The sequence below is a fragment of the Ligilactobacillus salitolerans genome (assembly GCF_003864415.1).
Taxonomy (GTDB): domain Bacteria; phylum Bacillota; class Bacilli; order Lactobacillales; family Lactobacillaceae; genus Ligilactobacillus; species Ligilactobacillus salitolerans.
The window spans coordinates 8,128-31,547 of the sequence record NZ_BFFP01000033.1 but is presented as its reverse complement, the minus strand read 5'-3'; the positions used below and the strand labels follow the sequence as shown (position 1 = coordinate 31,547).

The following is a 23,420-nucleotide window of genomic DNA, read 5'->3' as shown; positions in this document are numbered from 1 at the left end:
ATAAAAGCAAGAAGAAATGTTGTTCAGTTTTGAGCGGATGGATCTTCTCAAAGAAAAATAGTGCGGTGGCGATTGCACGAAGGCTACACCTGTTCCCATGCCGAACACAGAAGTTAAGCTTCGTTACGCCAAGAGTAGTTGGGGGATCGCCCCCTGTGAGGGTAGGGCGCTGCCGCGCATTTTATGGAGGATTAGCTCAGTTGGGAGAGCGTCTGCCTTACAAGCAGAGGGTCACAGGTTCGAGCCCTGTATCCTCCATTTTTCTTGAGTCGTTAGCTCAGTTGGTAGAGCATCTGACTTTTAATCAGAGGGTCGACAGTTCGAGCCTGTCACGACTCATTATGTTAATTTTGCGGGTGTGGCGGAATTGGCAGACGCGCTAGATTTAGGTTCTAGTGTTTTTTAACGTGGGGGTTCGAATCCCTTCACCCGCACCATTTAATGCCGACTTAGCTCAGTTGGTAGAGCATCTGATTTGTAATCAGAGGGTCGGGCGTTCGAATCGTCTAGTCGGCATATGCGGAAGTAGTTCAGTGGTAGAACATCACCTTGCCATGGTGGGGGTCGCGGGTTCGAATCCCGTCTTCCGCTTCGCTGTTGCAAGACAGCCTATAATTTAATATTTATGCACCCATAGCGCAATTGGATAGAGTGTCTGACTACGAATCAGAAGGTTGTAGGTTCGACTCCTACTGGGTGCATTTTTTTATCGGGAAGTAGCTCAGCTTGGTAGAGCACCTGGTTTGGGACCAGGGGGTCGCAGGTTCGAATCCTGTCTTCCCGATTTAAATAATTCAGATGACTAGTCCGACTACGTTGAAAGCGAGTGGCGGTAGTTGTCTTTTCTTGGTATTTTTACTTTTTAATCGGGAAGTAGCTCAGTTTGGTAGAGCGCCACGTTCGGGACGTGGAGGTCGCAGGTTCGAATCCTGTTTTCCCGATAGTGCGATAGTGATGAGGCAGGCGTGTTTATGCGACTGCCTTTTTTTGCGGTCGCAGATCTATAATTTAGGCCAATTTGGAACAAAATCTAAACAAATACGGCATTATCTTTGCAATTTGCCTAGGTTTCCATATATAATAAAAGTCAATATTAGTCAAAGATTGATAATAAGGAATGTGGTTTAAATGCAAAATCGCAATATATCCGATATTATCGAGAAGTACTTAAAAAGTATTTTAGCAGATTCTCAAACGATCGAGATCAAACGTTCTGAGATCGCACATCAATTTGATGTGGTCCCGTCGCAGATCAACTATGTCATTAAAACTCGGTTTACGATCCAAAACGGCTATATAGTTGAGAGTAAGCGCGGCGGCGGAGGCTATATTCGAATCGCTAAAGTCAATTTGATCAACGACGTTGATGTCTTAGATCAGCTGATCGATTTTATTGGAGAAAGTATCACGTCCGGGAAGGCTTTACAGATCATTCAGAGCCTTTACGAGGATAAGGTATTAACACAAAAAGAAGCGAATCTCATTTTGGCGACCATGGACCGCACTACCTTGGATTTTGCTGATAAACGGTTGGAAAATGCCGTCCGTGCGCGGATCTTAGTCAGCGTGTTGAATCGTTTACGATGTGCAGACGAATAAAATGAGGTATAACCTGCTTAATATCCCGGCAGACAACTGTCAGGATAAAATGAATTTCTACTAAAATATAGACCATTACAAGGGGGACTTGTAAATGAATGAAGCATACACTCCTAGTGCTAAAAGAGTCTTAGAATTAGCGCAAGTAAACGCAAATGGTTTCCGGCATCAAGCGATCGGCACTGAGCATCTTCTGCTGGCGCTTGTTACGGAGGATATGGGGATCGCCCATAAAGTCCTTGCTCAATTTGTGATCACACCAACAGATATTAAAGAAGAAATTGAACGCCTGACAGGTTATGGGACGCTAAAAAGACAGGCTCCTAATAACTACTTGCCGTATTCACCAAAGGCTAAGGGTATCTTGGCTCGGGCTGAGGCACAAGCCGAACTGTTGAATTCTGAGAAAATTGGAACTGAGCATCTTCTGCTTGCTTTACTTGAAGACGACGACATTCTATCAGCACGGATCTTGGAAGGATTAAATGTTGATTTGAAACGGGTCCGGCAGACTATTTTCAGACAACTGGGGATCAGTCAGACTCAAGTTCGCAGAAATGCCAAGAAAAAGAAGAGTGTTGAAGGTACGCCGACCTTGGACGGCCTAGCACGCAACCTCAATGAGATGGCCGAAAACGGGCAAATCGATCCGGTTGTCGGGCGGCAAAAAGAAGTTACGCGTGTGATCCAGATCCTCAGCCGGCGAACTAAGAATAATCCGGTTCTTTTAGGGGAACCAGGTGTCGGCAAAACTGCGATCGCAGAAGGTTTTGCCCAAGAGATCATTAACGGCGGCGTACCTGCGGATCTAGCCGACAAGCGAGTGATGATGCTTGATATGGGTTCACTCGTAGCGGGAACTAAATACCGGGGCGAATTTGAAGATCGGCTCAAAAAGATCCTGGATGAAGTCTATCATGACGGCAATGTGATCTTGTTTATTGATGAGATGCATACCTTGATCGGCGCGGGCGGTGCTGAAGGCGCGATCGACGCTTCTAATATTTTGAAACCTGCTTTGGCGCGGGGAGAGGTCCAGGTTATTGGCGCCACAACTCTAGACGAATATCAAAAATACGTTGAATCCGATGCTGCTTTAGAAAGACGGTTCGCAACGATCATTGTTGACGAACCAACGCCGGATCAGACGATCGACATTCTGAAAGGTTTGCGTCCCCAATATGAAAAGCATCATCAATTAAGGATCACTGATGCAGCTTTGGATGCTGCTGTCAAGATGAGCAGTCGGTATATTACGAATCGTTTCTTACCAGATAAGGCGATCGATTTGATGGATGAGTCGGCTGCGCGCGTGCATATAGCACACTCTGGTTCGGAGCAAAAGCTTTTGAATGCTCAGCGGAAATGGAAAGAAGCCAAAGCCGCCAAGGAAGCAGCTCTAGTTGATGAGGAATTTGAGCAGGCAGCTGAGTACCGTAAGCAGGAATTAAAATGGAAGAAAAAACTGGCTGGTCCTGAAGATCAGCAAGCGGATTCGCCAGCAGAATACTCTAAAGAAGTCACAGACCAAGACGTGGCAGTGGTTGTTTCAGAGTGGACTGGAGTTCCAGTAACTCAACTTACTAAGAGTGAAAGTGAACGCCTTGTCAACTTGGAAAAGATCCTCCATAAAAGAGTTGTTGGGCAAGAAGAAGCTATTGGGGCAGTTTCCAAAGCAATTCGCCGGGCGCGCAGCGGTTTGAGCGATCCGACCCGGCCGATTGGATCTTTCATGTTCCTAGGGCCGACTGGTGTGGGGAAAACTGAACTGGCAAAAGCCTTGGCCGAAGCAATGTTCGGTGACGAAAATGCTATGGTTAGGATCGACATGAGTGAATACATGGAGAAGTATTCAACCAGCCGTTTGATCGGTGCTCCTCCGGGCTATGTCGGTTACGATGAAGGCGGCCAGCTTTCAGAAAAAGTTAGAAATCAGCCTTACTCAGTTGTTTTACTGGATGAAGTTGAAAAGGCCCATCCAGATGTCTTCAATATTTTGCTGCAAGTTTTGGATGATGGTTTCTTGACCGATTCCAAAGGGCGCAAAGTCGATTTCCGGAATACGATCATCATCATGACCTCGAACTTAGGGGCAACTGATCTGCGGGATGAGAAGATGGTTGGCTTTGCTGCTAAATCAGTTCAGGATGATTATCAAGCAATGTCAGATAAGATCAGAGAACGGCTCAAGAAGTCCTTTAGACCTGAGTTCTTGAACCGGATCGATGAAGTAGTTGTCTTCCATTCCTTGAACCAAGAACAACTGCATCAAATCGTGAAACTGATGACTCGTCAAGTGGTCGAGCGGGTCAAAGAACAGCAGATCAAACTCAAGATCACCCCAGCCGCAATCGATGTCGTTGCTAAAGCCGGCTTCGATCCAGAGTATGGTGCACGTCCGATCAGACGCGCGGTGCAAAGCGAGATCGAGGATCGTTTAAGTCAGGCATTGCTTGAAGGCAAAGTCTCGGCCGGAGCGGTCGTCACAATTGGAGCGCAAAAAGGCCAGCTTTCCTTGAAGGTGAGCGAAAAAGAAACCAAAGCCCCTGTGGCACAAAGTAAGTAAAAATTTGCTTTTTTAAAGCAGACTGCCTAGGATCCGGTGCTTGACAAATGCCGGGTAATTGGTATAATTAACAATTGCAAAAACTGTGAATTTAGCTATCGACCGTGATATATTGTCCATGGTTGATAGAGAAATAGCAAAAATAGTGAAGTCCTTTTTTAGGTGACGATCTGTTTTTGCTTTTTTTTGCTCAAAAATCACTAAATTTTTTGCATTTATTGAATTTGTAAAGAAACTGTAACAATAGTTTTTTTCGTCGGAAACTGAATTCACAGAAATATTTTGAGAGGTGAACAATTTGGCAGGACACTTAGTAAAATACGGCAAAAACCGTGTGCGCAGAAGTTATTCCCGCATCAAGGAAGTTCTCGAACTGCCTAACTTAGTCGAGATCCAGACAAATTCCTATGACTGGTTCTTGGACGAAGGTTTACGGGAAATGTTTGAAGATATTATGCCAATTGATGATTTTCAGGGGAAACTTTCACTGGAGTTTGTCGATTATCAACTTTTAGAACCGAAGTATACTGTTGACGAAGCACGCGAGCATGATGCTAACTATTCTGCACCATTACACGTCACATTACGTCTGATCAACCACGAAACAGATGAAATCAAGTCACAAGATGTCTTTTTCGGTGATTTTCCATTAATGACTCGGGAAGGAACTTTCATTATCAATGGGGCTGAACGAGTAATCGTTTCGCAGTTAGTTCGTTCACCAGGTGTCTATTTCAACTCTGAATTAGACAAAAACGGGCGCTCGATTTATGGGACCACAGTGATCCCTAACCGTGGTGCTTGGTTGGAATATGAAACAGATGCGAAAAATATCGCCTATGTGCGTATCGACCGGACCCGTAAGATCCCAATGACTGAATTGATCCGCGCCTTGGGTTATGGTTCTGACAGTGAGATCTTGGATATGATGGGTGAAACAGACAGCTTGATGTTTACCCTGGAAAAAGATGTGCATAAAAATCCTGAAGATTCTCGTGTTGAAGAGTCTTTGAAAGATATTTACGAACGTCTCCGTCCAGGCGAGCCTAAGACAGCTGATTCATCTAGAAGTCTTTTGACTGCACGCTTCTTTGATCCCAAGCGCTATGACCTTGCAGCCGTAGGACGTTATAAGATCAATAAGAAGTTAAACTTGAAGACCCGCTTACTGAATGCTGTCGTGGCAGAAACTTTGGCTGATCCTGATACTGGTGAGATCATCGTCAAAAAAGACGAAACGATCGATAAACGTGTGATGGACAAATTATCTGCATACTTGGAACGTGACGACTTCAAGATGGTCACATTCCAGCCTTCAGATGATGGTGTTGTTCAGGAACCAATGAAGCTGCAAATGATCAAGGTTTATTCTAAGAATGATCCTGAGCGTGTCATCAACATGATTGGTAACGGCAACGTTGACTTGAAATACAAGCACATTACACCGGCTGATATCATTGCTTCGATGAACTACTTCTTCAACTTGCAAGAAGGTTTTGGAGCAACCGATGATATTGATCATTTGGGCAACCGTCGGATTCGTTCCGTGGGCGAACTCTTGCAAAATCAGTTCCGGATCGGTTTATCCCGGATGGAACGTGTTGTTCGTGAAAGAATGTCAATTCAAGATACTTCGACGGTTACGCCGCAGCAATTGATCAACATTCGTCCAGTGGTAGCTTCGATCAAAGAATTCTTCGGCAGCTCCCAGTTGTCTCAATTCATGGATCAAACCAACCCCTTGGGCGAGTTGACGCATAAACGTCGTTTGTCTGCCTTGGGACCTGGCGGTTTGACTCGTGACCGGGCTGGTTATGAAGTGCGTGACGTGCACTATACGCATTATGGCCGGATGTGCCCGATCGAAACGCCTGAAGGCCCGAACATCGGTCTGATCAACAGTTTGGCTTCATATGCCCGTGTTAACAAATATGGTTTCGTTGAAACACCATACCGCCGCGTTTCTTGGGATACCCATAAAGTTACCCAGAAAATCGACTACCTGGCTGCCGACGAAGAAGATCCGTATGTAGTTGCTCAGGCTAACACACCTTTAAATGACGATGGTTCATTTGTTAACAACATCGTTATGGCGCGTAAAGAAGAAGAAAACATTGAAATTTCGATCGACAAGGTCGATTACATGGACGTTTCGCCTAAGCAAGTCGTTGCTGTGGCGACCGCATGTATTCCATTCTTGGAAAATGATGATTCTAACCGTGCCTTGATGGGTGCTAACATGCAGCGCCAGGCGGTACCGTTGATCCAGCCGCATGCTCCGTTAGTCGGAACAGGTATTGAATACAAGGCTGCTCACGATTCTGGGGATGCTTTGATCGCTGACCATGATGGTGTAGTTGAATATGTCGATGCTAAAGAGATCAGGGTCCGCTTAGAAGACGGCTCTCTTGATAAATATAAATTAATGAAATTCCGTCGTTCTAACGGCGGTAAGAACTATAACCAGACTCCGATCGTTCATGTTGGCGAGAAAGTTGAGACAGACTCTGTCTTGGCCGATGGTCCTTCGATGGAACAAGGGGAATTGGCCTTGGGTCAAAATCCTTTGATTGCTTTCATGACTTGGGATGGTTATAACTTTGAAGATGCGATCGCAATTAGCGAACGTCTAGTTAAAGATGATGTTTACACTTCGATCCATATCGAAGAACATGAATCTGAAGCTCGTGACACTAAACTCGGGCCGGAAGAAATCACACGTGAAATTCCTAACGTCGGCGAGGACGCTTTGAAAGACCTCGATGAATTTGGGATCGTGCGGATCGGTGCCGAAGTTAAAGACGGCGATATTTTGGTTGGTAAGGTCACTCCTAAAGGTGTGACAGAATTATCTGCTGAAGAACGCCTCTTGCACGCGATCTTTGGCGAAAAGGCACGTGAAGTTCGTGATACTTCCTTGCATGTACCTCATGGCGGCGGCGGGATCGTTCAAGATGTCAAAATCTTCACCCGTGAAAATGGCGATGAACTTTCCCCTGGTGTTAACCAGATGGTTCGTGTTTATATCGCCCAGAAGCGTAAACTGCAAGTCGGTGATAAGATGGCCGGACGTCATGGTAACAAAGGGACAGTTTCTGTTGTGATCCCTGAAGAAGACATGCCATTTATGCCAGATGGAACTCCGATCGATATTATGCTTTCACCAATGGGTGTTCCATCCCGTATGAACATTGGGCAGGTTTTGGATCTGCATTTGGGCATGGCTGCTCGTAAACTCGGCATCCATGTTGCCTCACCTGTTTTCGATGGTGCAACCGATGATGACATCTGGGCTGCTTTAAAAGAAGCTGGATTGCCAAACGACGGGAAGTCTGTTCTCTATGATGGTCGGACTGGCGAACCATTTGACAATCGGATCGCCGTGGGTGTGATGTACTACATGAAGTTAGCCCACATGGTCGATGATAAGATCCATGCTCGTTCAATTGGACCGTACTCACTTGTTACGCAACAGCCGCTTGGCGGTAAAGCTCAGTTCGGTGGACAGCGTTTTGGTGAAATGGAAGTTTGGGCTTTGGAAGCTTACGGTGCTGCTTATACACTGCAAGAGATCTTGACCTATAAATCTGATGATGTGACTGGTCGTGTTCGGACTTACGAAGCGATCGTTAAGGGCGAACCGATCCCACAACCAGGTGTGCCGGAATCATTCCGCGTTTTGGTCAAGGAATTACAAGCCCTCGGTTTAGACATGAAAGTGCTCGATACCGATCAGCAAGAGATCGAGCTGCGTGAGATGGATGATGAAGACGACGAGATCGTTAACGTGGATGCACTCAGCAAGTACGCTCAAGAACAAGCTGATAAAAAAGCCGCTGAAGAACAGAAAAATTCTGAGACGGAAACTGAACAAAAATAATTAGCACGATAAAAATTCAACACTAAAAGGGAGGTCGGTCCTTTGATCGATGTCAACAAATTCGATAGCATGCAAATCGGTTTGGCTTCATCCGATAAGATCAGGTCTTGGTCTTATGGTGAAGTTAAGAAACCGGAAACTATCAACTATCGGACTCTGAAACCTGAAAAAGACGGTTTGTTTGATGAACGTATTTTTGGACCCACAAAGGACTGGGAATGTGCTTGTGGGAAGTATAAGAGGATCCGGTATAAAGGGATCGTGTGTGATCGTTGCGGCGTTGAAGTGACACGTTCTAAAGTACGTCGTGAACGGATGGGTCACATTGAGCTGGCAGCACCTGTCACTCATATCTGGTACTTCAAAGGAATTCCTAGCCGGATGGGCCTGGTCTTAGACATGAGTCCCCGCGCCTTGGAAGAGATCATCTATTTCGCTTCTTACGTTGTGACTGAACCTGGTGATACACCGTTAGAGAAGAAACAGTTGATGACTGAACGCGAATACCGTGATAAGCGCGCTGAATACGGGACTGGTTTTAAAGCAGCAATGGGTGCCGAAGCGATCCGGACACTGCTGCAAGACGTTGACTTGGAGAAGGAATGTGCCGAGTTAAAAGAGGAATTGCGGGATGCAACTGGACAAAAACGGACCCGTGCGGTTCGTCGTTTGGACATCTTGGAAGCCTTCTTGAACTCTGGTAACGAACCGGAGTGGATGGTTATGGAAGCTATCCCAGTTATTCCGCCGGATCTGCGTCCAATGGTTCAATTGGAAGGCGGCCGTTTTGCCACTTCTGATTTGAATGACTTATATCGTCGTGTGATCAACCGGAATAACCGTTTGAAACGACTGCTTGATTTGAATGCCCCTGGAATCATCGTGCAAAATGAAAAGCGGATGCTGCAAGAAGCAGTTGATGCCTTGATCGATAATGGCCGTCGCGGACGTCCAGTTGCCGGTCCAGGTAATCGTCCGTTGAAATCATTGTCACACATGCTTAAAGGTAAGCAGGGACGTTTCCGTCAAAACTTGTTAGGTAAACGTGTAGACTACTCTGGTCGTTCAGTTATTGATGTTGGACCTAAGCTGCGCTTAAACCAAATGGGTATTCCGCATGAAATGGCTTTGGAACTTTTCAAGCCTTTCATGATGAAGGATTTAGTCAAGCGTGAAATGGCATCCAATATTAAGAATGCCAAGCGTAAGATCGACCGGCGCGACGAAGATATTTGGGATGTCTTGGAAGATGTGATCAAGGAACATCCAGTTCTTTTGAACCGCGCCCCTACACTGCATCGTTTGGGGATCCAAGCTTTTGAACCCGTGTTGGTCGATGGCAAAGCGATGCGTTTGCATCCTTTGGCATGTGAAGCTTACAACGCCGATTTTGATGGTGATCAGATGGCGATCCATGTGCCTTTGTCTGATGAAGCTCAAGCTGAAGCGCGCTTGCTGATGCTGGCTGCCCACCATATTTTGGCTCCTAAGGATGGTAAGCCGATCATCTCGCCTTCACAGGATATGACGATCGGAAATTACTATATTACGATCGAAGAAGCCGACACGATCGGTGAAGGCATGATCTTTAAGGATGTCAATGAAGTCAGGACTGCATATCAGAACAACTATGTTTACTTGCATACTCGGATCGGTTTGCAGACTTCTTCTTTGGCAGAATTAGGCGCACCATTTACTGACTGGCAAAAAGACCGGATCTTGGTCACCAGTGTCGGTAAAGCCTTCTTTAATGAAATCTTGCCTGCAGACTTCCCGTATTTGAATGAACCGACTAAAGAAAATTTGACGGGTCAGACGCCTGACAAATACTTCTTGGAACCAGGTCAAGACATTCATGAATACCTCAAGGATGCCGAACTGATCAAGCCATTCAAATCCGGGTTCCTGTCAGATATCATTGCACAGGTTTATCAGGACTACAAAGTTACTGAAACATCTGAACTGCTCGACCGGATGAAGGACTTGGGCTACTTCGAGTCAACCAAGTCTGGTTTGACAGTCGGAGTTGCCGATGTGACTGACTTGAAAGAAAAACCTGCTATCATCGAACAAGCCCATAAAGATGTTGCAACTGTTGCTAAACAGTTTAGACGCGGCTTGATCACTGAAGATGAACGTTATAACCGGGTAATTTCAATTTGGAACAAGGCTAAAGATAATATTCAAGAAAAGCTGATCGCTAATATTGATCCGTCTAACCCGATCCAAATGATGAGTGATTCAGGTGCCCGTGGTAACATCTCTAACTTTACGCAGCTAGCCGGAATGCGTGGTTTGATGGCTGCTCCTAACGGTAAAACGATGGAACTGCCTGTTATCTCTAACTTCCGTGAAGGACTTTCTGTTTTGGAAATGTTCATTTCTTCTCACGGTGCTCGTAAAGGTATGACTGATACCGCCTTGAAGACCGCTAACTCCGGTTACTTGACTCGTCGATTAGTCGATGTTGCCCAAGACGTTATTATTCGTGAAGATGATTGCGGCACTGATCGTGGTTTAAATGTGACTGCGATCCGGGAAGGCAACGAATTGATCGAACCGCTTTATGACCGAATTCTAGGACGCTTTGCTTTGAAGAGCATCTACGATCCGGAAACTGGTGAAGTCATCGTGCCGGCTGATACCTTCATTAGTGAAGAGTTGGCTCAAAAAGTGATCGATGCTCATGTCGAAATGGTCACGATCCGTTCGGCCTTCACATGTAACACTCGTCATGGTGTTTGCCGCAAGTGTTACGGCCGGAACTTAGCTACTGGTGATCCAGTCGAAGTTGGTGAAGCAGTCGGAACGGTTGCTGCCCAGTCGATCGGTGAACCAGGTACTCAGTTGACAATGCGGACCTTCCATACTGGTGGTGTTGCTGGCGGCGATATCACTCAAGGTCTTCCTCGTGTGCAAGAATTATTTGAAGCCCGGAACCCTAAAGGTCGTGCGGTGATCACTGAAGTTACTGGTGTGATCGATTCAGTTGAAGAAAACCCAGCTGACCGGACTAAAGAAGTGACTGTCAAAGGCGAGACCGATACACGGACATACAGCCTGCCATATACCGCCGTTTTACGTGTGGGTGAAGGCGACTCGATCCACCGCGGCGATCCGTTGACAATTGGTTCGATCGATCCAAAAGAATTGATCAAAGTGCGTGATGTTCTTTCAACTGAAAACTATATTTTGGCTGAAGTTCAGAAAGTTTACCGTATGCAGGGTGTTGATATCTCTGATAAGCATATCGAGATCATGACTCGTCAGATGCTGCAGAAGGTCCGGGTCATGGATCCAGGCGACACTGACTTGCTGCCAGGTACTTTACTGGATATTAAAGAATTCTCTGATCGCAACGTTGATACCCTGATCAAGGGCGGGATCCCTGCTACTTCACGTCCAGTGCTTCTTGGAATCACTAAGGCTGCTTTGGAAACCAACAGTTTCTTGTCAGCTGCTTCCTTCCAGGAAACAACACGTGTCTTGACAGATGCTGCTATTCGCGGCAAGAATGATCCTTTGGTTGGTTTGAAGGAAAATGTTATCATCGGTAAGATTATTCCTGCCGGAACCGGGATGGCTAAGTACCGCGGGATCGAACCTCAGGAAAAGAGCAGCGTTTCCGATAGTGTCTATTCGATTTCCGATGTTGCCAAAAAGCTGAACATTGAAGAAAATTCAGAATTGCCAAATGGCAACGAATAAATTTAGAGCTTAAGTCGATCATTTCTCAATTAGGCTCGCTAACACCCACAGATTTCTAGGTTCTCTCCTAGAGTTCTGTGGGTGTTTTGTCTTTTAGAGCCTGAGGATTTGATTAAAAAGGACCAGACAAACATATCCTGCAGTTAAACTAGGCAAGAAAGCTGCTTTGGCAGCGGGACCCTTGGTCCAATGCAGCAGTAGAAAAATGCATGCCGCTAAGAAAAGTACCTTGCTCCCGAAATAAAAACCATTGAGCAGCATTAAGGTTAAAATGACGATCGTATCAGCACTCCCAAATTTGCGCTTAAATTGCAGACCGAATAAGAATAATAAGATCCCGGCTAGTTCCAGCCCATTTTGGCAAAGAGTCAGCCAGGCAGTGCGCCAAAAAGCAGCTATGAATAAAGCTGCTCCGCCATACAGTAAATAGGTCGAGACAGACATCGTGAGACGATCTTCAAGGGCGAGCACCAGCAGCCAGAGTTGGAAAGCACATAAAATCAGGGCAAATAGTGTTAAGCCATAGAAGCTGCAGAGGAGGGCAAACAGACAAGCGTAAAATAATTCTAAGCAAGGACTTAAAATGGAGATCTTTGCGTGGCAAAAAAAGCACTTACCGCCTTGTAAGAGCCAACCAACGACTGGGATCAGCTGCCACCAAGTTAGAGGGTGGAAACAGTGGTCACAGTACGAGCCGGGAAACAGCAGCGATTGTCCTTTTGCAAAACGGTCAGCACAGCAGACTGCAAACGAAGCACAACAAGCACCAAGACTGAAAAATAAAAATTCCTGCAAAATTATCACCTCACTATATAGATACGCAAAAAAGTCTAAAATTTGTTTGACAATTTATGTTCTGGGGTGGTAATCTAGTGAAGGTGCTTTATGTGAACAGTTCTCTTGGCTTGACCAAGATCGTGCTGGCTGTGAGCAAGGTTAGCACACATTTGACACTACGTCTGGCAGTGTTTATTTTTATCACTAAAAATGAAACTCCTGGATGTGTGGACTTAAAACTTACCGAGAACAAGGAAGGAGGAAACTTTAGATGCCAACAATCAACCAGTTAATTCGTAACGGTCGTAAATCTAAAGGTTCAATGTCTGATTCCCCAGCTTTAAATTATGGGTATAACAGTTATAAGAAAGTCACAACTAAAAACGCTGCTCCGCAAAAACGTGGGGTTGCAACTCGTGTCGGTACAATGACACCGAAGAAGCCTAACTCTGCTTTGCGTAAATACGCACGTGTACGCTTGTCTAACTTGATCGAAGTTACAGCATACATCCCAGGTATCGGGCATAACTTGCAAGAACATAGTGTTGTTTTAGTTCGTGGTGGCCGTGTTAAAGACTTGCCTGGTGTTCGTTACCACGTTGTTCGTGGCGCATTGGACACAGCCGGCGTTGAAGGCCGGATGCAAAGCCGTTCCAAGTACGGTGCAAAGAAGCCTAAGAAATAAGCTTCAACAACTACAATAAAAACAACTTAAGAAACATTGCTAGAATTTGAGGAGGTTATCTACGATGCCAAGAAAAGGTGCCGTTGCAAAACGCGAAGTACTCCCAGATCCAATTTACAATTCTAAATTGGTTACACGTTTGATCAACCGCTTGATGGTTGATGGCAAACGCGGGACAGCTTCAAAAATTTTATATGAAGCATTTGATATGATCAAGGAACAAACAGGAAACGAACCGTTGGATGTTTTTGAAGAAGCTATGAAAAACATCATGCCTGTCTTAGAAGTTAAGGCACGCCGTGTTGGTGGATCTAACTACCAGGTTCCGATCGAAGTTCGTCCTGACAGAAGAACAACACTTGGCCTGCGTTGGTTAGTAAATTACTCACGTTTACGTGGTGAACATACTATGGCTGAACGTCTGGCGAAGGAAATCATGGATGCAGCTAACAATACCGGTGCATCTGTTAAGAAACGTGAAGATACACATCGGATGGCTGATGCTAACCGTGCCTTCGCACATTATCGCTGGTAATTTTTTGAAAAAGGGCTGTTATACGATTTCAAGAAATCCTATAATAGTCTTTTTTTAAGGCCAAATAACTACACTAATTAGTGTGTCTCATGGGCTCGCAACTTGTTGGCGAGCCGCGCATAAATGACTATTGGAAGGAGATCAAATCTCAATGGCAAATAAACGTGAATTCCCATTGGAAAAGACCCGTAACATTGGTATCGTTGCCCATATCGATGCTGGTAAGACAACCACCACTGAACGTATTTTGTACTACACAGGTCGGATCCATAAAATTGGTGAAACTCATGATGGTGCTTCCCAAATGGACTGGATGGCTCAGGAACAAGAACGTGGTATCACGATCACTTCTGCTGCTACAACAGCTCAATGGAAAGATCACCGCATCAATATCATCGACACCCCAGGACACGTTGACTTCACAGTTGAAGTTGAACGTTCTCTGCGTGTGCTTGATGGTGCGGTTGTTGTTTTGGACGCTCAGTCAGGTGTAGAACCTCAGACTGAAAATGTTTGGCGTCAAGCAACAACTTATAGCGTTCCTCGGATCGTTTTCGTTAACAAGATGGACAAGATCGGTGCTGACTTTGATTACTCTGTCAGCACGATCAAAGACCGCCTGCAAGCAAATGCAGTTGCTGTCCAGATGCCGATCGGTGCCGAAGATGAATTCGAAGGCGTGATCGACTTGATCGACATGAAAGCCGATCTCTATGACGAAGATGAACTTGGTTCAGAATGGGATACGGTTGATATTCCTGAAGAATACAAGGAAAAAGCTCAAGAACACCGTGATCAAATGTTGGAACAATTAGCCGACCTTGATGACAGTATCATGGAAAAATACTTGGAAGGTGAAGAAATCGCACCTGAAGAGATCCGTGCAGCTATCCGTAAAGCTACCTTGAACTTGGATATTTATCCTGTTTTTGCTGGTTCTGCCTTTAAAAACAAGGGTGTTCAGATGATGCTTGATGGTGTCAATGATTTCTTGCCATCACCACTTGATGTTCGTCCTTACAAGGCAACAGATCCAAGCACAGGTGAAGATGTTATTTTGAAAGCTAATGATGACGAACCATTCGCCGGCTTGGCCTTCAAGATCGCTACTGACCCATTTGTTGGTCGTTTAACTTTCTTCCGTGTTTATACTGGTACTTTAGAAGCCGGTTCATATGTTTTGAACGCAACTAAAGACAAGCGTGAACGTGTTGGTCGTTTGCTGCAAATGCATTCCAATCACCGTAAAGAGATCCCAGAAGTGTTCTCAGGCGATATCGCTGCTGCGATCGGTTTGAAGAATACGACCACTGGTGATTCCTTAACTTCCACAGATCGTCCGCTGATCTTGGAATCAATGGAATTCCCAGATCCAGTTATCCAAGTTTCGATCGAACCTAATACTAAGGCCGATCAAGACAAGATGGATGTTGCTTTGCAAAAACTGGCTGAAGAAGATCCTACTTTCAAGGCTGAAACTAACCCTGAAACTGGTGAAACTTTGATCGCCGGGATGGGCGAATTGCATCTGGATATTATCGTTGACCGGATGAAGCGTGAATTCAACGTTGAAGCTAAAGTCGGCGAACCGCAAGTTGCTTACCGTGAGACATTCACGAAACAAGTTTCCGCCCAAGGTAAATTTGTTCGTCAGTCTGGTGGTAAAGGACAATACGGTGATGTTTGGGTAGAATTTACTCCAAACGGCGAAGGCGAAGGTTTCGAATTCGAAAATGCTATCGTTGGTGGTGTTGTTCCGCGTGAATACATCCCTTCAGTTGAACAAGGCTTGAAAGAATCAATGGCTAACGGTGTTCTGGCCGGTTATCCTTTGATCGACGTTAAGGCTAAGTTGTACGATGGTTCTTACCATGATGTCGATTCTAGTGAAGCAGCCTTTAAAGTTGCCGCTTCATTGGCATTGCGTAACGCTGCTAAGGGCGGCGGTGCAGTGATCCTTGAACCGATCATGAAAGTGGATATCGTTGCCCCAGAAGATAACTTGGGTGATGTAATGGGCCATGTTACAGCTCGTCGTGGTCGTGTGGATGGAATGGAAGCACGCGGTAACGCTGAACTTGTTCATTCATTCGTACCATTGTCAGAAATGTTCGGTTATGCAACAACCTTGCGTTCATCAACACAGGGTCGCGGGACTTTCACAATGACAATGGATCATTACGAACCAGTACCGAAGTCGATCCAAGAAGAAATTATTAAGAAAAACGGCGGCAATGCTGCTGAATAATTCTGAATACAAAAAAGCTAACTGTGAATTGCAGTTAGCTTTTTTTGTATTCTATATTATAGAAGAAGATGATCAGAGGACTTCTGCTCCCAATGAGTTTTTAAAGTGGCGCAATGCCCACTCGTGTCCGACTTGGTCAAAACTGGCAACGCTGTCAGAGTAGATATGAATGCGGTAGTTGAGATTATAGGCGGCAATTGCAGTATGCAAAACACAGATATCAGTACAGACACCCGTGAGATAGAGATCTTTAATATCTCGACTGCGTAAAAAGTTATCGAGGTCAGTATTTTGAAAACCTGAATAACGGTTTTTATTATACTTCCAGACGTTTTGCTCATGTTGATGTTCTTGATACCAGACCCCCAACTGATCATAGAGCTCTTGACCTGGCGTCCCTTCGATATTATGGGGCGGGAACAATTTAGTCTCCGGATGATATGGGTCATTTAAATGGTGGAGATCAGTGGGCAAAATAACATAATCGTTGTTGGCGGCAAAATCATGAACATGTTGGAGTAAAGCAGGTTGAATCGCACGTCCAGGTTCCCCACAATTCAAGGCACCATTTTCAGCAACGAAATCATTGGTGTAGTCGATCACCAACAAAGCTTTCTTTTCACTCATGCAGTTTTATTCCTTTCTTTCAGAAAACATTGATTGATAACTATAATATATAATAGAATAGAACGACGGTAAAATGATATGATGACAGCGGCTGCGATAAAAAAGCAAGCCAGTGAAAAACTTTGAAAAACTTGTGTAAAATCCTTGTCATCAGGAATCTTTTGTATTACTATAGATAGGTACCTGTTTAGACAGGGACACAGTTTGGTATGCCGCCAAACAAATATTACGAGCTTTGATGTGAAAGGTTGCGACACACCCGGATGCTTTGCCACGAGGATGTCGGTAATTTTCACGGAGCTAGTCTTATTTTTCAAAATAGACGAAGGAGGGAACAAAATGGCAAAACAAAAAATTCGTATTCGCCTTAAGGCTTACGAACACCGTATTTTAGATCAGTCCGCGGACAAGATCGTTGAAACCGCAAAGAGAACAGGTGCTGAAATTTCAGGCCCGATCCCATTGCCAACAGAACGTACTTTGTACACGGTGCTTTCATCACCACATAAGCACAAAGATGCTCGTGAACAATTTGAAATTCGGACACATAAACGTTTGATCGATATCGTTAACCCGACACCGAAGACAGTTGATTCATTGATGAAACTCGACTTGCCTTCTGGCGTTGACATTGAAATCAAGCTTTAATCTATTTTTACTTTAAATCAATTTAATTGGAGGTGTACTCATGACCACAAAAGGAATCTTAGGAAAAAAAGTAGGGATGACTCAAGTTTTCACAGAGAACGGTGAATTAGTACCAGTTACTGTTGTGAAAGTTGATGCTAACGTCGTACTGCAAGTTAAGACAGTCGAAAATGACGGCTACGAAGCTGTTCAGTTGGGCTACGATGACGTGCGTGCGGTCAAGGCTAACAAACCTGCTAAAGGTCATGCAGCAAAAGCAAATACTGCTCCTAAGCGCTTCGTTCGTGAAATCCGCGATGTTGAGCTGGGAGATTACAAAGTCGGTGACGAAATTCACGCAGATATCTTCGCAGCAGGCGATAGCGTAGATGTCACAGGAATTTCTAAAGGCAAAGGTTTCCAAGGCAATATCAAGCGTTGGGGACAACAACGTGGTCCGATGGCACACGGTTCTCGTTATCATCGTCGTCCAGGTTCTATGGGTGTTATTATTAACCGCGTTTTCGCTGGTAAACGACTCCCAGGACGTATGGGCGGTAAGAAGGTAACGATTCAAAACTTGCAAATCGTTCAAGCTGATACAGATAATGGCGTACTTTTCATCAAGGGTAACGTACCAGGCGCAAACAAGTCCTTTGTTACCGTAAAAAGTACAGTAAAATAATTTAAGGGAAGGGAGGATATACAAACATGCCTACAGTTGCATTATTTAAACAAGACGGTAGCAAAAACGGTGAAGTTGAATTAAACGACGCAGTTTTTGGTATCGAACCAAACAATCACGCTGTTCATGACGCTGTTTTGATGCAGCGCGCATCACTTCGTCAAGGAACACATGCTGTTAAAAATAGAAGCGCCGTTCGCGGCGGTGGTAAGAAGCCATGGCGTCAAAAGGGTACCGGCCGTGCTCGTGCTGGTTCCACTCGTTCACCAATTTGGGTTGGCGGTGGTACGATCTTCGGACCTACACCTCGCTCATATGCTTACAAATTGCCGCGTAAAGTTCGTCGTTTGGCTATCAAGTCAGTTCTTTCACAAAAAGTGCTCGACGAAAGCTTGGTCGTTGTTGATTCATTTGAATTTGCACAACCAAAGACGAAGGACTTTGCCGCTTCACTGAAGAGTTTGAATGTAAACTCTAAAGTATTAGTAGTTCTTGAAGATGACGACGCAAACACTGCCCGTTCAGCACGTAACCTTAAAAATGTTACAGTTCTGCCTGCTAAAGGTTTGAATGTATTGAACGTTATCGACAGTGACAAGCTGATCATCACTAAAGGAGCTCTTTCTCAAGTAGAGGAGGGTCTAGCATAATGGAAGCACGCGATGTCATTTTACGTCCAGTTGTCACAGAAGCAACTATGGCAGTTATGGATGAAAAACGTTATACATTTGACGTTAACACCAAAGCAACTAAGTTCCAGATCAAGGATGCTGTTGAAGAAATCTTTGATGTGAAAGTTGCTAAAGTTAACGTAATGAACTTAAAAGGTAAAAAGAAGCGCATGGGTCGTTACGAAGGCTATACTAAGAAGCGTCGTAAGGCAATCGTTACTTTGACACCCGAATCAAAAGAAATCAAAATTTTTGAAGAAGAATAAACGAATATAATATAGGAGGGAAAAACAGTGGGGATCAGAAAATACAAACCGACCACCAATGGTCGCCGTAATATGACCACTTCTGACTTCGAAGAGATCACAAGCACAACTCCTGAAAAGTCATTGCTTTCTTCTCAAAGCAAAACAGCTGGTCGTAATTCCTACGGTCGTAAAACTGTTCGTCATCGCGGCGGCGGTCACAAGCGTCAATACCGTTTGATCGATTTCAAACGTATCAAAGACGATGTACCAGCTACTGTTAAGACGATCGAATATGATCCAAACCGTTCTGCAAACATTGCTTTGCTTGTTTATGCAGATGGCGTTAAATCATATATCCTGGCACCTAAGGGCTTGCAAGTAGGTCAAGTTATCGAATCAGGTGCAGAAGCTGATATCAAAGTTGGTAATGCATTACCTTTGAAGAACATTCCTGTTGGATCAGTCATCCACAACATCGAATTAAAACCAGGAAAGGGCGGCCAATTAGTTCGTTCTGCTGGGACATCAGCTCAGTTACTGGGTAAAGAAGAAAAATACGCTACAGTTCGTTTGAGCTCTGGCGAAGTTCGTCAGATCTTAGTTGCATGTCGTGCAACGATCGGTGCTGTCGGCAACGAACAACACGAATTGATCAAGCTTGGTAAAGCTGGTCGTAAGCGTTGGATGGGCGTTCGTCCTCAGTCTCGTGGTTCTGTAATGAACCCTAACGATCATCCGCATGGTGGTGGTGAAGGTAAGGCTCCTGTTGGTATGCCAAGCCCAATGTCTCCATGGGGTAAGAAGACTGCTGGTAAGAAGACTCGTTCTAAGAAAGCACGTTCAAATAAATTTATTGTTCGTGGTCGCAAGAAGAAATAGTCATCATCTAAAATTAATGATGGCTCTATCCGAAAGGAGGATAACTCTTGAGTCGTAGTTTGAAAAAGGGACCTTTTGCAGATGCACATCTGTTAAAAAAGATCGCAGCACAAGCTGATAATGAAAAGAAATCCGTAATTAAAACTTGGTCACGTCGTTCCACGATCTATCCTAGTTTCGTAGGGTACACGATCGCGGTTCATGATGGACGCAAACATGTTCCGGTTTATATCCAAGAAGATATGGTCGGCCATAAGTTAGGCGAATTTGTCCCAACCCGGACATTCCATGGTCATGGCAATGACGACAAGAAGACCGGCGCAAGATAAACTAATAGGGAGGAAATAAAATGGCTGAACAAGTAACATCAGCAAAAGCAACTGCTCGCGTAGTTCGCATCCCTGCACGCAAGGCTCGTCTTGTGATCGATCTTATTCGTGGGAAAAGTGTTGCTGAAGCACTCGGTATCTTGAAGTTCACTCCAAGATCAGGTGCTTATCTGATTGAAAAAGTTTTAAAATCCGCAATTGCCAACGCAGAAAATAATTTTGACTTAGACGCTCAAGATTTGTATGTAAGCGAAGCTTTTGTTAACGAAGGACCAACTATGAAACGGTTCCGTCCTCGTGCTAAAGGTTCTGCTTCTCCAATCAACAAGCGCACCAGTCACATTACTGTTGTGGTATCTGAAAAATAAGGAGGGATAAAGCGTGGGTCAAAAAGTTAATCCAACTGGATTGCGTGTAGGCATTATTCGTGATTGGGATTCCAAATGGTATGCAGAAAAGGACTTTGCTTCATACCTGCATGAAGATATCCGCATTCGTGAATACATCGAAAAGAAATTAGCCGACGCATCTGTCTCTACCGTTGAAATCGAACGTGCTGCTAAGCGCGTAAACATTTCTATCCATACTGCAAAACCTGGTATGGTGATCGGTAAAGGCGGTTCAGAAGTTGAAAAATTACGTAAAGAATTGAACACCTTAACTGGTAGACGTGTACACATCAACATCATTGAAATCAAGAAACCTGATTTGGATGCAAAATTGGTGGGCGAAAACGTTGCTCAACAATTGGAAGCCCGGATCGCTTTCCGTCGCGCAATGAAGCAAGCTATTCAGCGGACAATGCGTGCCGGTGCCAAGGGTATCAAGATCCAAGTTGCTGGTCGTTTGAACGGTGCTGATATGTCTCGTGTTGAACATTTCTCAGAAGGAACTGTTCCATTGCATACATTACGTGCTGACATCGATTATGCATGGGTTGAAGCTAAAACAACTTATGGTCAATTAGGTGTTAAAGTTTGGATCTACCGTGGTGAAGTTTTACCACAGAAGAAAAATCAAAACAAAGGAGGGAAATAGTCTATGTTAGTACCAAAGCGTGTTAAGCATCGCCGCGAATTTCGTGGCAAGATGCGCGGGGAAGCTAAGGGCGGCAAGACAGTTGCTTTCGGTGAATTCGGTTTACAATCACTTGATTCACATTGGATCACCAACCGTCAGATCGAAGCAGCTCGTATCGCAATGACCCGTTATATGAAGCGTGGTGGGAAAGTTTGGATCAAGATTTTCCCTCATAAATCATATACCTCAAAAGGTATCGGTACTCGTATGGGTAACGGTAAAGGTGCACCAGAAGGATGGGTAGCACCAGTCAAGCGTGGCAAGGTCATGTTTGAAGTTGGCGGAGTTTCTGAAGAAGTTGCACGCGAAGCTTTACGTTTAGCGTCACACAAACTTCCTGTCAGAACTAAAATTGTAACTCGTGAGGAAGTAGGTGGCGAATCTGATGAAAACTAAAGAATTCAAAGATGAACTCAAAAAGTTAACCACTGACGAATTACTTGCTAAAGAAAAGCAGTATAAAGAAGAATTATTCAATTTGCGTTTCCAATCTGCAACAGGTCAGCTTGAAAATACAGCTCGTTTGAAAGCAGTTCGGAAAGCAATTGCGCGCATCAAGACTTTGCTGCGTCAAAGCGAAGCAACAAAATAAGAATACGAAGAGGAGGCTAATCGCACATGAGTGAAGGTCGTAACTACCGTAAAGTTTACCAGGGCCGTGTTGAGTCAGATAAAATGGATAAGACGATCACAGTTGTCGTTGAAACATACAAGTTCCACCCTGTATATGGCAAACGTGTTAAGTATTCTAAGAAATACAAGGCTCATGATGAACACAATGAAGCAAAAACGGGCGACATCGTCAAAATCATGGAAACCCGGCCATTGTCAGCTACAAAACGTTTCCGTTTATTAGAAATCGTTGAAAAAGCAGTTATTCTTTAAGCAAGGGTAACTAAACACTGATTCGTATTCTGATCTAATAGCGAAAGGAGGTCACATAACTGTGATCCAACAAGAAAGTCGTTTACATGTTGCTGATAATTCCGGTGCGCGTGAGCTTTTGGTTATTAAAATCTTAGGCGGTTCGCGCGTCAAGACGGCAAGTATCGGTGATATCGTGGTTGCTACTGTAAAACAAGCAACACCAGGTGGCGTTGTCAAAAAAGGCGACGTTGTTAAAGCTGTCATTGTCCGTACTAAGTATGGTACACACCGTACAGACGGTTCATACATCAAGTTTGATGAAAATGCAGCAGTTATTATCGGTGATGACAAATCACCAAAAGGCACCCGTATCTTTGGACCGGTTGCCCGTGAACTACGTGAAGGGAACTATATGAAGATTGTTTCCCTGGCACCTGAAGTTCTGTAAAACAACCGTCTATCGACAAGGAGGTGCACAAGTAATATGTTCATTAAGAGAAATGACAAGGTTAAAGTGATTGCCGGTAAAGATAAGGGTAAAGAAGGAGAAGTCCTCAAAGCTATCCCTACAAAAGATCGTGTGATCGTGAAAGGCGTCAACATCGTTAAAAAACATCAAAAGCCAACCAATGACAACCCAAATGGCGGGATCATTGAAGTTGAAGCTCCAATCCATGTGTCTAACGTAATGTTGATCGATCCTTCTAACAATGAAGCAACTCGTGTTGGCTTCAAGGTAGAAGATGGTAAAAAAGTTCGTGTTTCGAAAAAAACTGGTGAAATTATTTAAAGCTGGTAAGGAAAGGAGGAACACTTTTTCATGGTTAACCGTTTAAAAGAAAAATATACTAACGAAATCGTTCCATCAATGATTGAAAAATTCAATTATTCTTCCATCATGCAAGCACCTAAAGTTGAAAAAATCGTGATCAACATGGGTGTCGGTGATGCAGTCAGCAACGCTAAGAATCTCGATGAAGCAGTTGAAGAATTGACTTTAATTGCAGGTCAAAAACCTGTGATCACAAAGGCTAAAAAATCAATTGCCGGCTTCCGTTTACGTGAAGGAATGCCCATCGGTGCTAAGGTGACCCTGCGTGGTACCCGGATGTATGACTTCTTAGATAAGCTGGTTTCTGTATCATTGCCGCGTGTGCGTGATTTCCATGGTGTCAGCAAGCGTGCCTTCGACGGCCGTGGTAACTACACTTTAGGGATCCGCGAACAATTGATTTTCCCAGAAATTGATTTTGATAATGTTAACAAAGTACGTGGGATGGACATTGTGATCGTCACAACTGCTCAAACTGACGAAGAATCAAAAGAACTTCTCACACAACTTGGAATGCCATTCGCTAAATAAGGAGGTTACACACTTGGCAAAAAAGTCACAAATTGTCAGAAACCAT

At 44.4% G+C, this 23,420-nt stretch carries 23 protein-coding genes, 8 tRNA genes and 1 rRNA gene; 30 read left to right on the top strand and 2 right to left on the bottom strand.

Features of this window, described 5'->3' with window-relative positions:
- The first annotated feature begins 61 nt into the window (after positions 1 to 61).
- The 13 genes from rrf (at position 62) to rpoC (ending at position 11,753) form a co-directional block, all read left to right on the top strand.
- Positions 62 to 178 (top strand): 5S ribosomal RNA (gene rrf, locus LFYK43_RS09320).
- Between the two features lie 7 nt (positions 179 to 185).
- Positions 186 to 258, top strand: a tRNA-Val gene (locus LFYK43_RS09315).
- 8 nt (positions 259 to 266) lie between these two features.
- Positions 267 to 339 (top strand) — tRNA-Lys (locus LFYK43_RS09310).
- A 13-nt stretch (positions 340 to 352) separates the two neighbouring features.
- Positions 353 to 437 (top strand) — tRNA-Leu (locus LFYK43_RS09305).
- A 6-nt stretch (positions 438 to 443) separates the two neighbouring features.
- Positions 444 to 516, top strand: a tRNA-Thr gene (locus tag LFYK43_RS09300).
- 3 nt (positions 517 to 519) lie between these two features.
- Positions 520 to 591: transfer RNA gene (locus LFYK43_RS09295), tRNA-Gly, on the top strand.
- 36 nt (positions 592 to 627) lie between these two features.
- Positions 628 to 701 (top strand) — tRNA-Arg (locus LFYK43_RS09290).
- A 9-nt stretch (positions 702 to 710) separates the two neighbouring features.
- Positions 711 to 784 (top strand) — tRNA-Pro (locus LFYK43_RS09285).
- An 83-nt stretch (positions 785 to 867) separates the two neighbouring features.
- Positions 868 to 941: transfer RNA gene (locus LFYK43_RS09280), tRNA-Pro, on the top strand.
- Between the two features lie 187 nt (positions 942 to 1,128).
- A complete protein-coding gene (locus tag LFYK43_RS09275; protein WP_124977652.1) occupies positions 1,129 to 1,599 on the top strand; it encodes a CtsR family transcriptional regulator in 471 nt (156 codons plus the stop codon).
- Between the two features lie 94 nt (positions 1,600 to 1,693).
- A complete protein-coding gene (locus tag LFYK43_RS09270) occupies positions 1,694 to 4,165 on the top strand; it encodes an ATP-dependent Clp protease ATP-binding subunit (protein ID WP_124977651.1) in 2,472 nt (823 codons plus the stop codon).
- 289 nt (positions 4,166 to 4,454) lie between these two features.
- Positions 4,455 to 8,045 (top strand): DNA-directed RNA polymerase subunit beta, encoded by a 3,591-nt coding sequence (gene rpoB, locus LFYK43_RS09265; RefSeq protein ID WP_124977649.1) that lies wholly within the window; start codon positions 4,455 to 4,457, stop codon positions 8,043 to 8,045.
- Between the two features lie 42 nt (positions 8,046 to 8,087).
- Positions 8,088 to 11,753, top strand: a complete 3,666-nt coding sequence (gene rpoC / locus LFYK43_RS09260; protein ID WP_124977647.1) for a DNA-directed RNA polymerase subunit beta' — start codon at positions 8,088 to 8,090, stop codon at positions 11,751 to 11,753.
- 93 nt (positions 11,754 to 11,846) lie between these two features.
- Here the strand turns inward: rpoC and LFYK43_RS09255 are convergent, their stop codons facing one another.
- Positions 11,847 to 12,548, bottom strand: coding sequence for a prepilin peptidase (locus LFYK43_RS09255; RefSeq protein ID WP_158609225.1), 702 nt, complete (start codon positions 12,546 to 12,548; stop codon positions 11,847 to 11,849).
- Between the two features lie 253 nt (positions 12,549 to 12,801).
- Here LFYK43_RS09255 and rpsL point away from each other — a divergent pair, with 253 nt between their 5' ends.
- The 3 genes from rpsL to fusA all read left to right on the top strand — a co-directional run bounded on the left by rpsL (position 12,802) and on the right by fusA (position 15,998).
- On the top strand, positions 12,802 to 13,215 hold the full coding sequence (gene rpsL / locus LFYK43_RS09250; RefSeq protein WP_124977643.1) for a 30S ribosomal protein S12: 414 nt from the start codon (positions 12,802 to 12,804) through the stop codon (positions 13,213 to 13,215).
- Between the two features lie 64 nt (positions 13,216 to 13,279).
- On the top strand, positions 13,280 to 13,750 hold the full coding sequence (gene rpsG, locus LFYK43_RS09245; RefSeq protein WP_124977641.1) for a 30S ribosomal protein S7: 471 nt from the start codon (positions 13,280 to 13,282) through the stop codon (positions 13,748 to 13,750).
- Positions 13,751 to 13,901: 151 nt separating this feature from the next.
- On the top strand, positions 13,902 to 15,998 hold the full coding sequence (fusA, locus tag LFYK43_RS09240) for an elongation factor G (protein WP_124977639.1): 2,097 nt from the start codon (positions 13,902 to 13,904) through the stop codon (positions 15,996 to 15,998).
- Between the two features lie 72 nt (positions 15,999 to 16,070).
- Here the strand turns inward: fusA and LFYK43_RS09235 are convergent, their stop codons facing one another.
- Positions 16,071 to 16,625, bottom strand: coding sequence for a cysteine hydrolase family protein (locus LFYK43_RS09235; RefSeq protein WP_124977637.1), 555 nt, complete (start codon positions 16,623 to 16,625; stop codon positions 16,071 to 16,073).
- Between the two features lie 339 nt (positions 16,626 to 16,964).
- Between LFYK43_RS09235 and rpsJ the strand changes: the two genes are divergently transcribed.
- From rpsJ to rplE, 14 genes are all read left to right on the top strand, one after another.
- Positions 16,965 to 17,273 carry a 30S ribosomal protein S10 gene (gene rpsJ / locus LFYK43_RS09230; RefSeq protein ID WP_124977635.1) on the top strand — a complete coding sequence of 103 codons (309 nt, stop codon included), beginning with the start codon at positions 16,965 to 16,967 and terminating at the stop codon, positions 17,271 to 17,273.
- Positions 17,274 to 17,313: 40 nt separating this feature from the next.
- The gene (gene rplC, locus LFYK43_RS09225) at positions 17,314 to 17,937 is read left to right on the top strand and encodes a 50S ribosomal protein L3 (RefSeq protein WP_124977633.1); all 624 of its coding nucleotides are present in this window, start codon (positions 17,314 to 17,316) and stop codon (positions 17,935 to 17,937) included.
- 26 nt (positions 17,938 to 17,963) lie between these two features.
- Positions 17,964 to 18,587, top strand: a complete 624-nt coding sequence (gene rplD, locus LFYK43_RS09220; RefSeq protein ID WP_124977631.1) for a 50S ribosomal protein L4 — start codon at positions 17,964 to 17,966, stop codon at positions 18,585 to 18,587.
- Positions 18,587 to 18,874 carry a 50S ribosomal protein L23 gene (gene rplW, locus LFYK43_RS09215; protein ID WP_124977629.1) on the top strand — a complete coding sequence of 96 codons (288 nt, stop codon included), beginning with the start codon at positions 18,587 to 18,589 and terminating at the stop codon, positions 18,872 to 18,874. Before rplD ends, rplW begins: the two co-directional genes overlap by 1 nt.
- 27 nt (positions 18,875 to 18,901) lie before the next feature.
- Positions 18,902 to 19,735 carry a 50S ribosomal protein L2 gene (rplB, locus tag LFYK43_RS09210; RefSeq protein WP_124977627.1) on the top strand — a complete coding sequence of 278 codons (834 nt, stop codon included), beginning with the start codon at positions 18,902 to 18,904 and terminating at the stop codon, positions 19,733 to 19,735.
- A 47-nt stretch (positions 19,736 to 19,782) separates the two neighbouring features.
- Positions 19,783 to 20,064, top strand: a complete 282-nt coding sequence (rpsS, locus tag LFYK43_RS09205) for a 30S ribosomal protein S19 (protein ID WP_124977626.1) — start codon at positions 19,783 to 19,785, stop codon at positions 20,062 to 20,064.
- 20 nt (positions 20,065 to 20,084) lie between these two features.
- Positions 20,085 to 20,432 (top strand): 50S ribosomal protein L22, encoded by a 348-nt coding sequence (gene rplV, locus LFYK43_RS09200; protein ID WP_124977624.1) that lies wholly within the window; start codon positions 20,085 to 20,087, stop codon positions 20,430 to 20,432.
- Between the two features lie 13 nt (positions 20,433 to 20,445).
- Complete coding sequence (rpsC, locus tag LFYK43_RS09195; RefSeq protein ID WP_124977622.1) at positions 20,446 to 21,102, top strand: 30S ribosomal protein S3; 657 nt, start codon at positions 20,446 to 20,448, stop codon at positions 21,100 to 21,102.
- Between the two features lie 3 nt (positions 21,103 to 21,105).
- Positions 21,106 to 21,540 carry a 50S ribosomal protein L16 gene (rplP, locus tag LFYK43_RS09190; protein ID WP_124977620.1) on the top strand — a complete coding sequence of 145 codons (435 nt, stop codon included), beginning with the start codon at positions 21,106 to 21,108 and terminating at the stop codon, positions 21,538 to 21,540.
- On the top strand, positions 21,530 to 21,736 hold the full coding sequence (gene rpmC / locus LFYK43_RS09185; RefSeq protein WP_124977618.1) for a 50S ribosomal protein L29: 207 nt from the start codon (positions 21,530 to 21,532) through the stop codon (positions 21,734 to 21,736). The genes rplP and rpmC overlap by 11 nt, the downstream gene beginning before the upstream one ends.
- Before the next feature lie 26 nt (positions 21,737 to 21,762).
- The gene (gene rpsQ / locus LFYK43_RS09180) at positions 21,763 to 22,029 is read left to right on the top strand and encodes a 30S ribosomal protein S17 (protein WP_124977616.1); all 267 of its coding nucleotides are present in this window, start codon (positions 21,763 to 21,765) and stop codon (positions 22,027 to 22,029) included.
- 61 nt (positions 22,030 to 22,090) lie between these two features.
- Entirely contained in the window at positions 22,091 to 22,459 is a 369-nt protein-coding gene (rplN, locus tag LFYK43_RS09175) for a 50S ribosomal protein L14 (protein WP_124977614.1), read from the top strand.
- A gap of 36 nt (positions 22,460 to 22,495) precedes the next feature.
- The gene (gene rplX / locus LFYK43_RS09170) at positions 22,496 to 22,801 is read left to right on the top strand and encodes a 50S ribosomal protein L24 (protein ID WP_124977612.1); all 306 of its coding nucleotides are present in this window, start codon (positions 22,496 to 22,498) and stop codon (positions 22,799 to 22,801) included.
- 30 nt (positions 22,802 to 22,831) lie between these two features.
- Positions 22,832 to 23,374, top strand: coding sequence for a 50S ribosomal protein L5 (rplE, locus tag LFYK43_RS09165; protein ID WP_124977610.1), 543 nt, complete (start codon positions 22,832 to 22,834; stop codon positions 23,372 to 23,374).
- Positions 23,375 to 23,420: the final 46 nt, after the last annotated feature.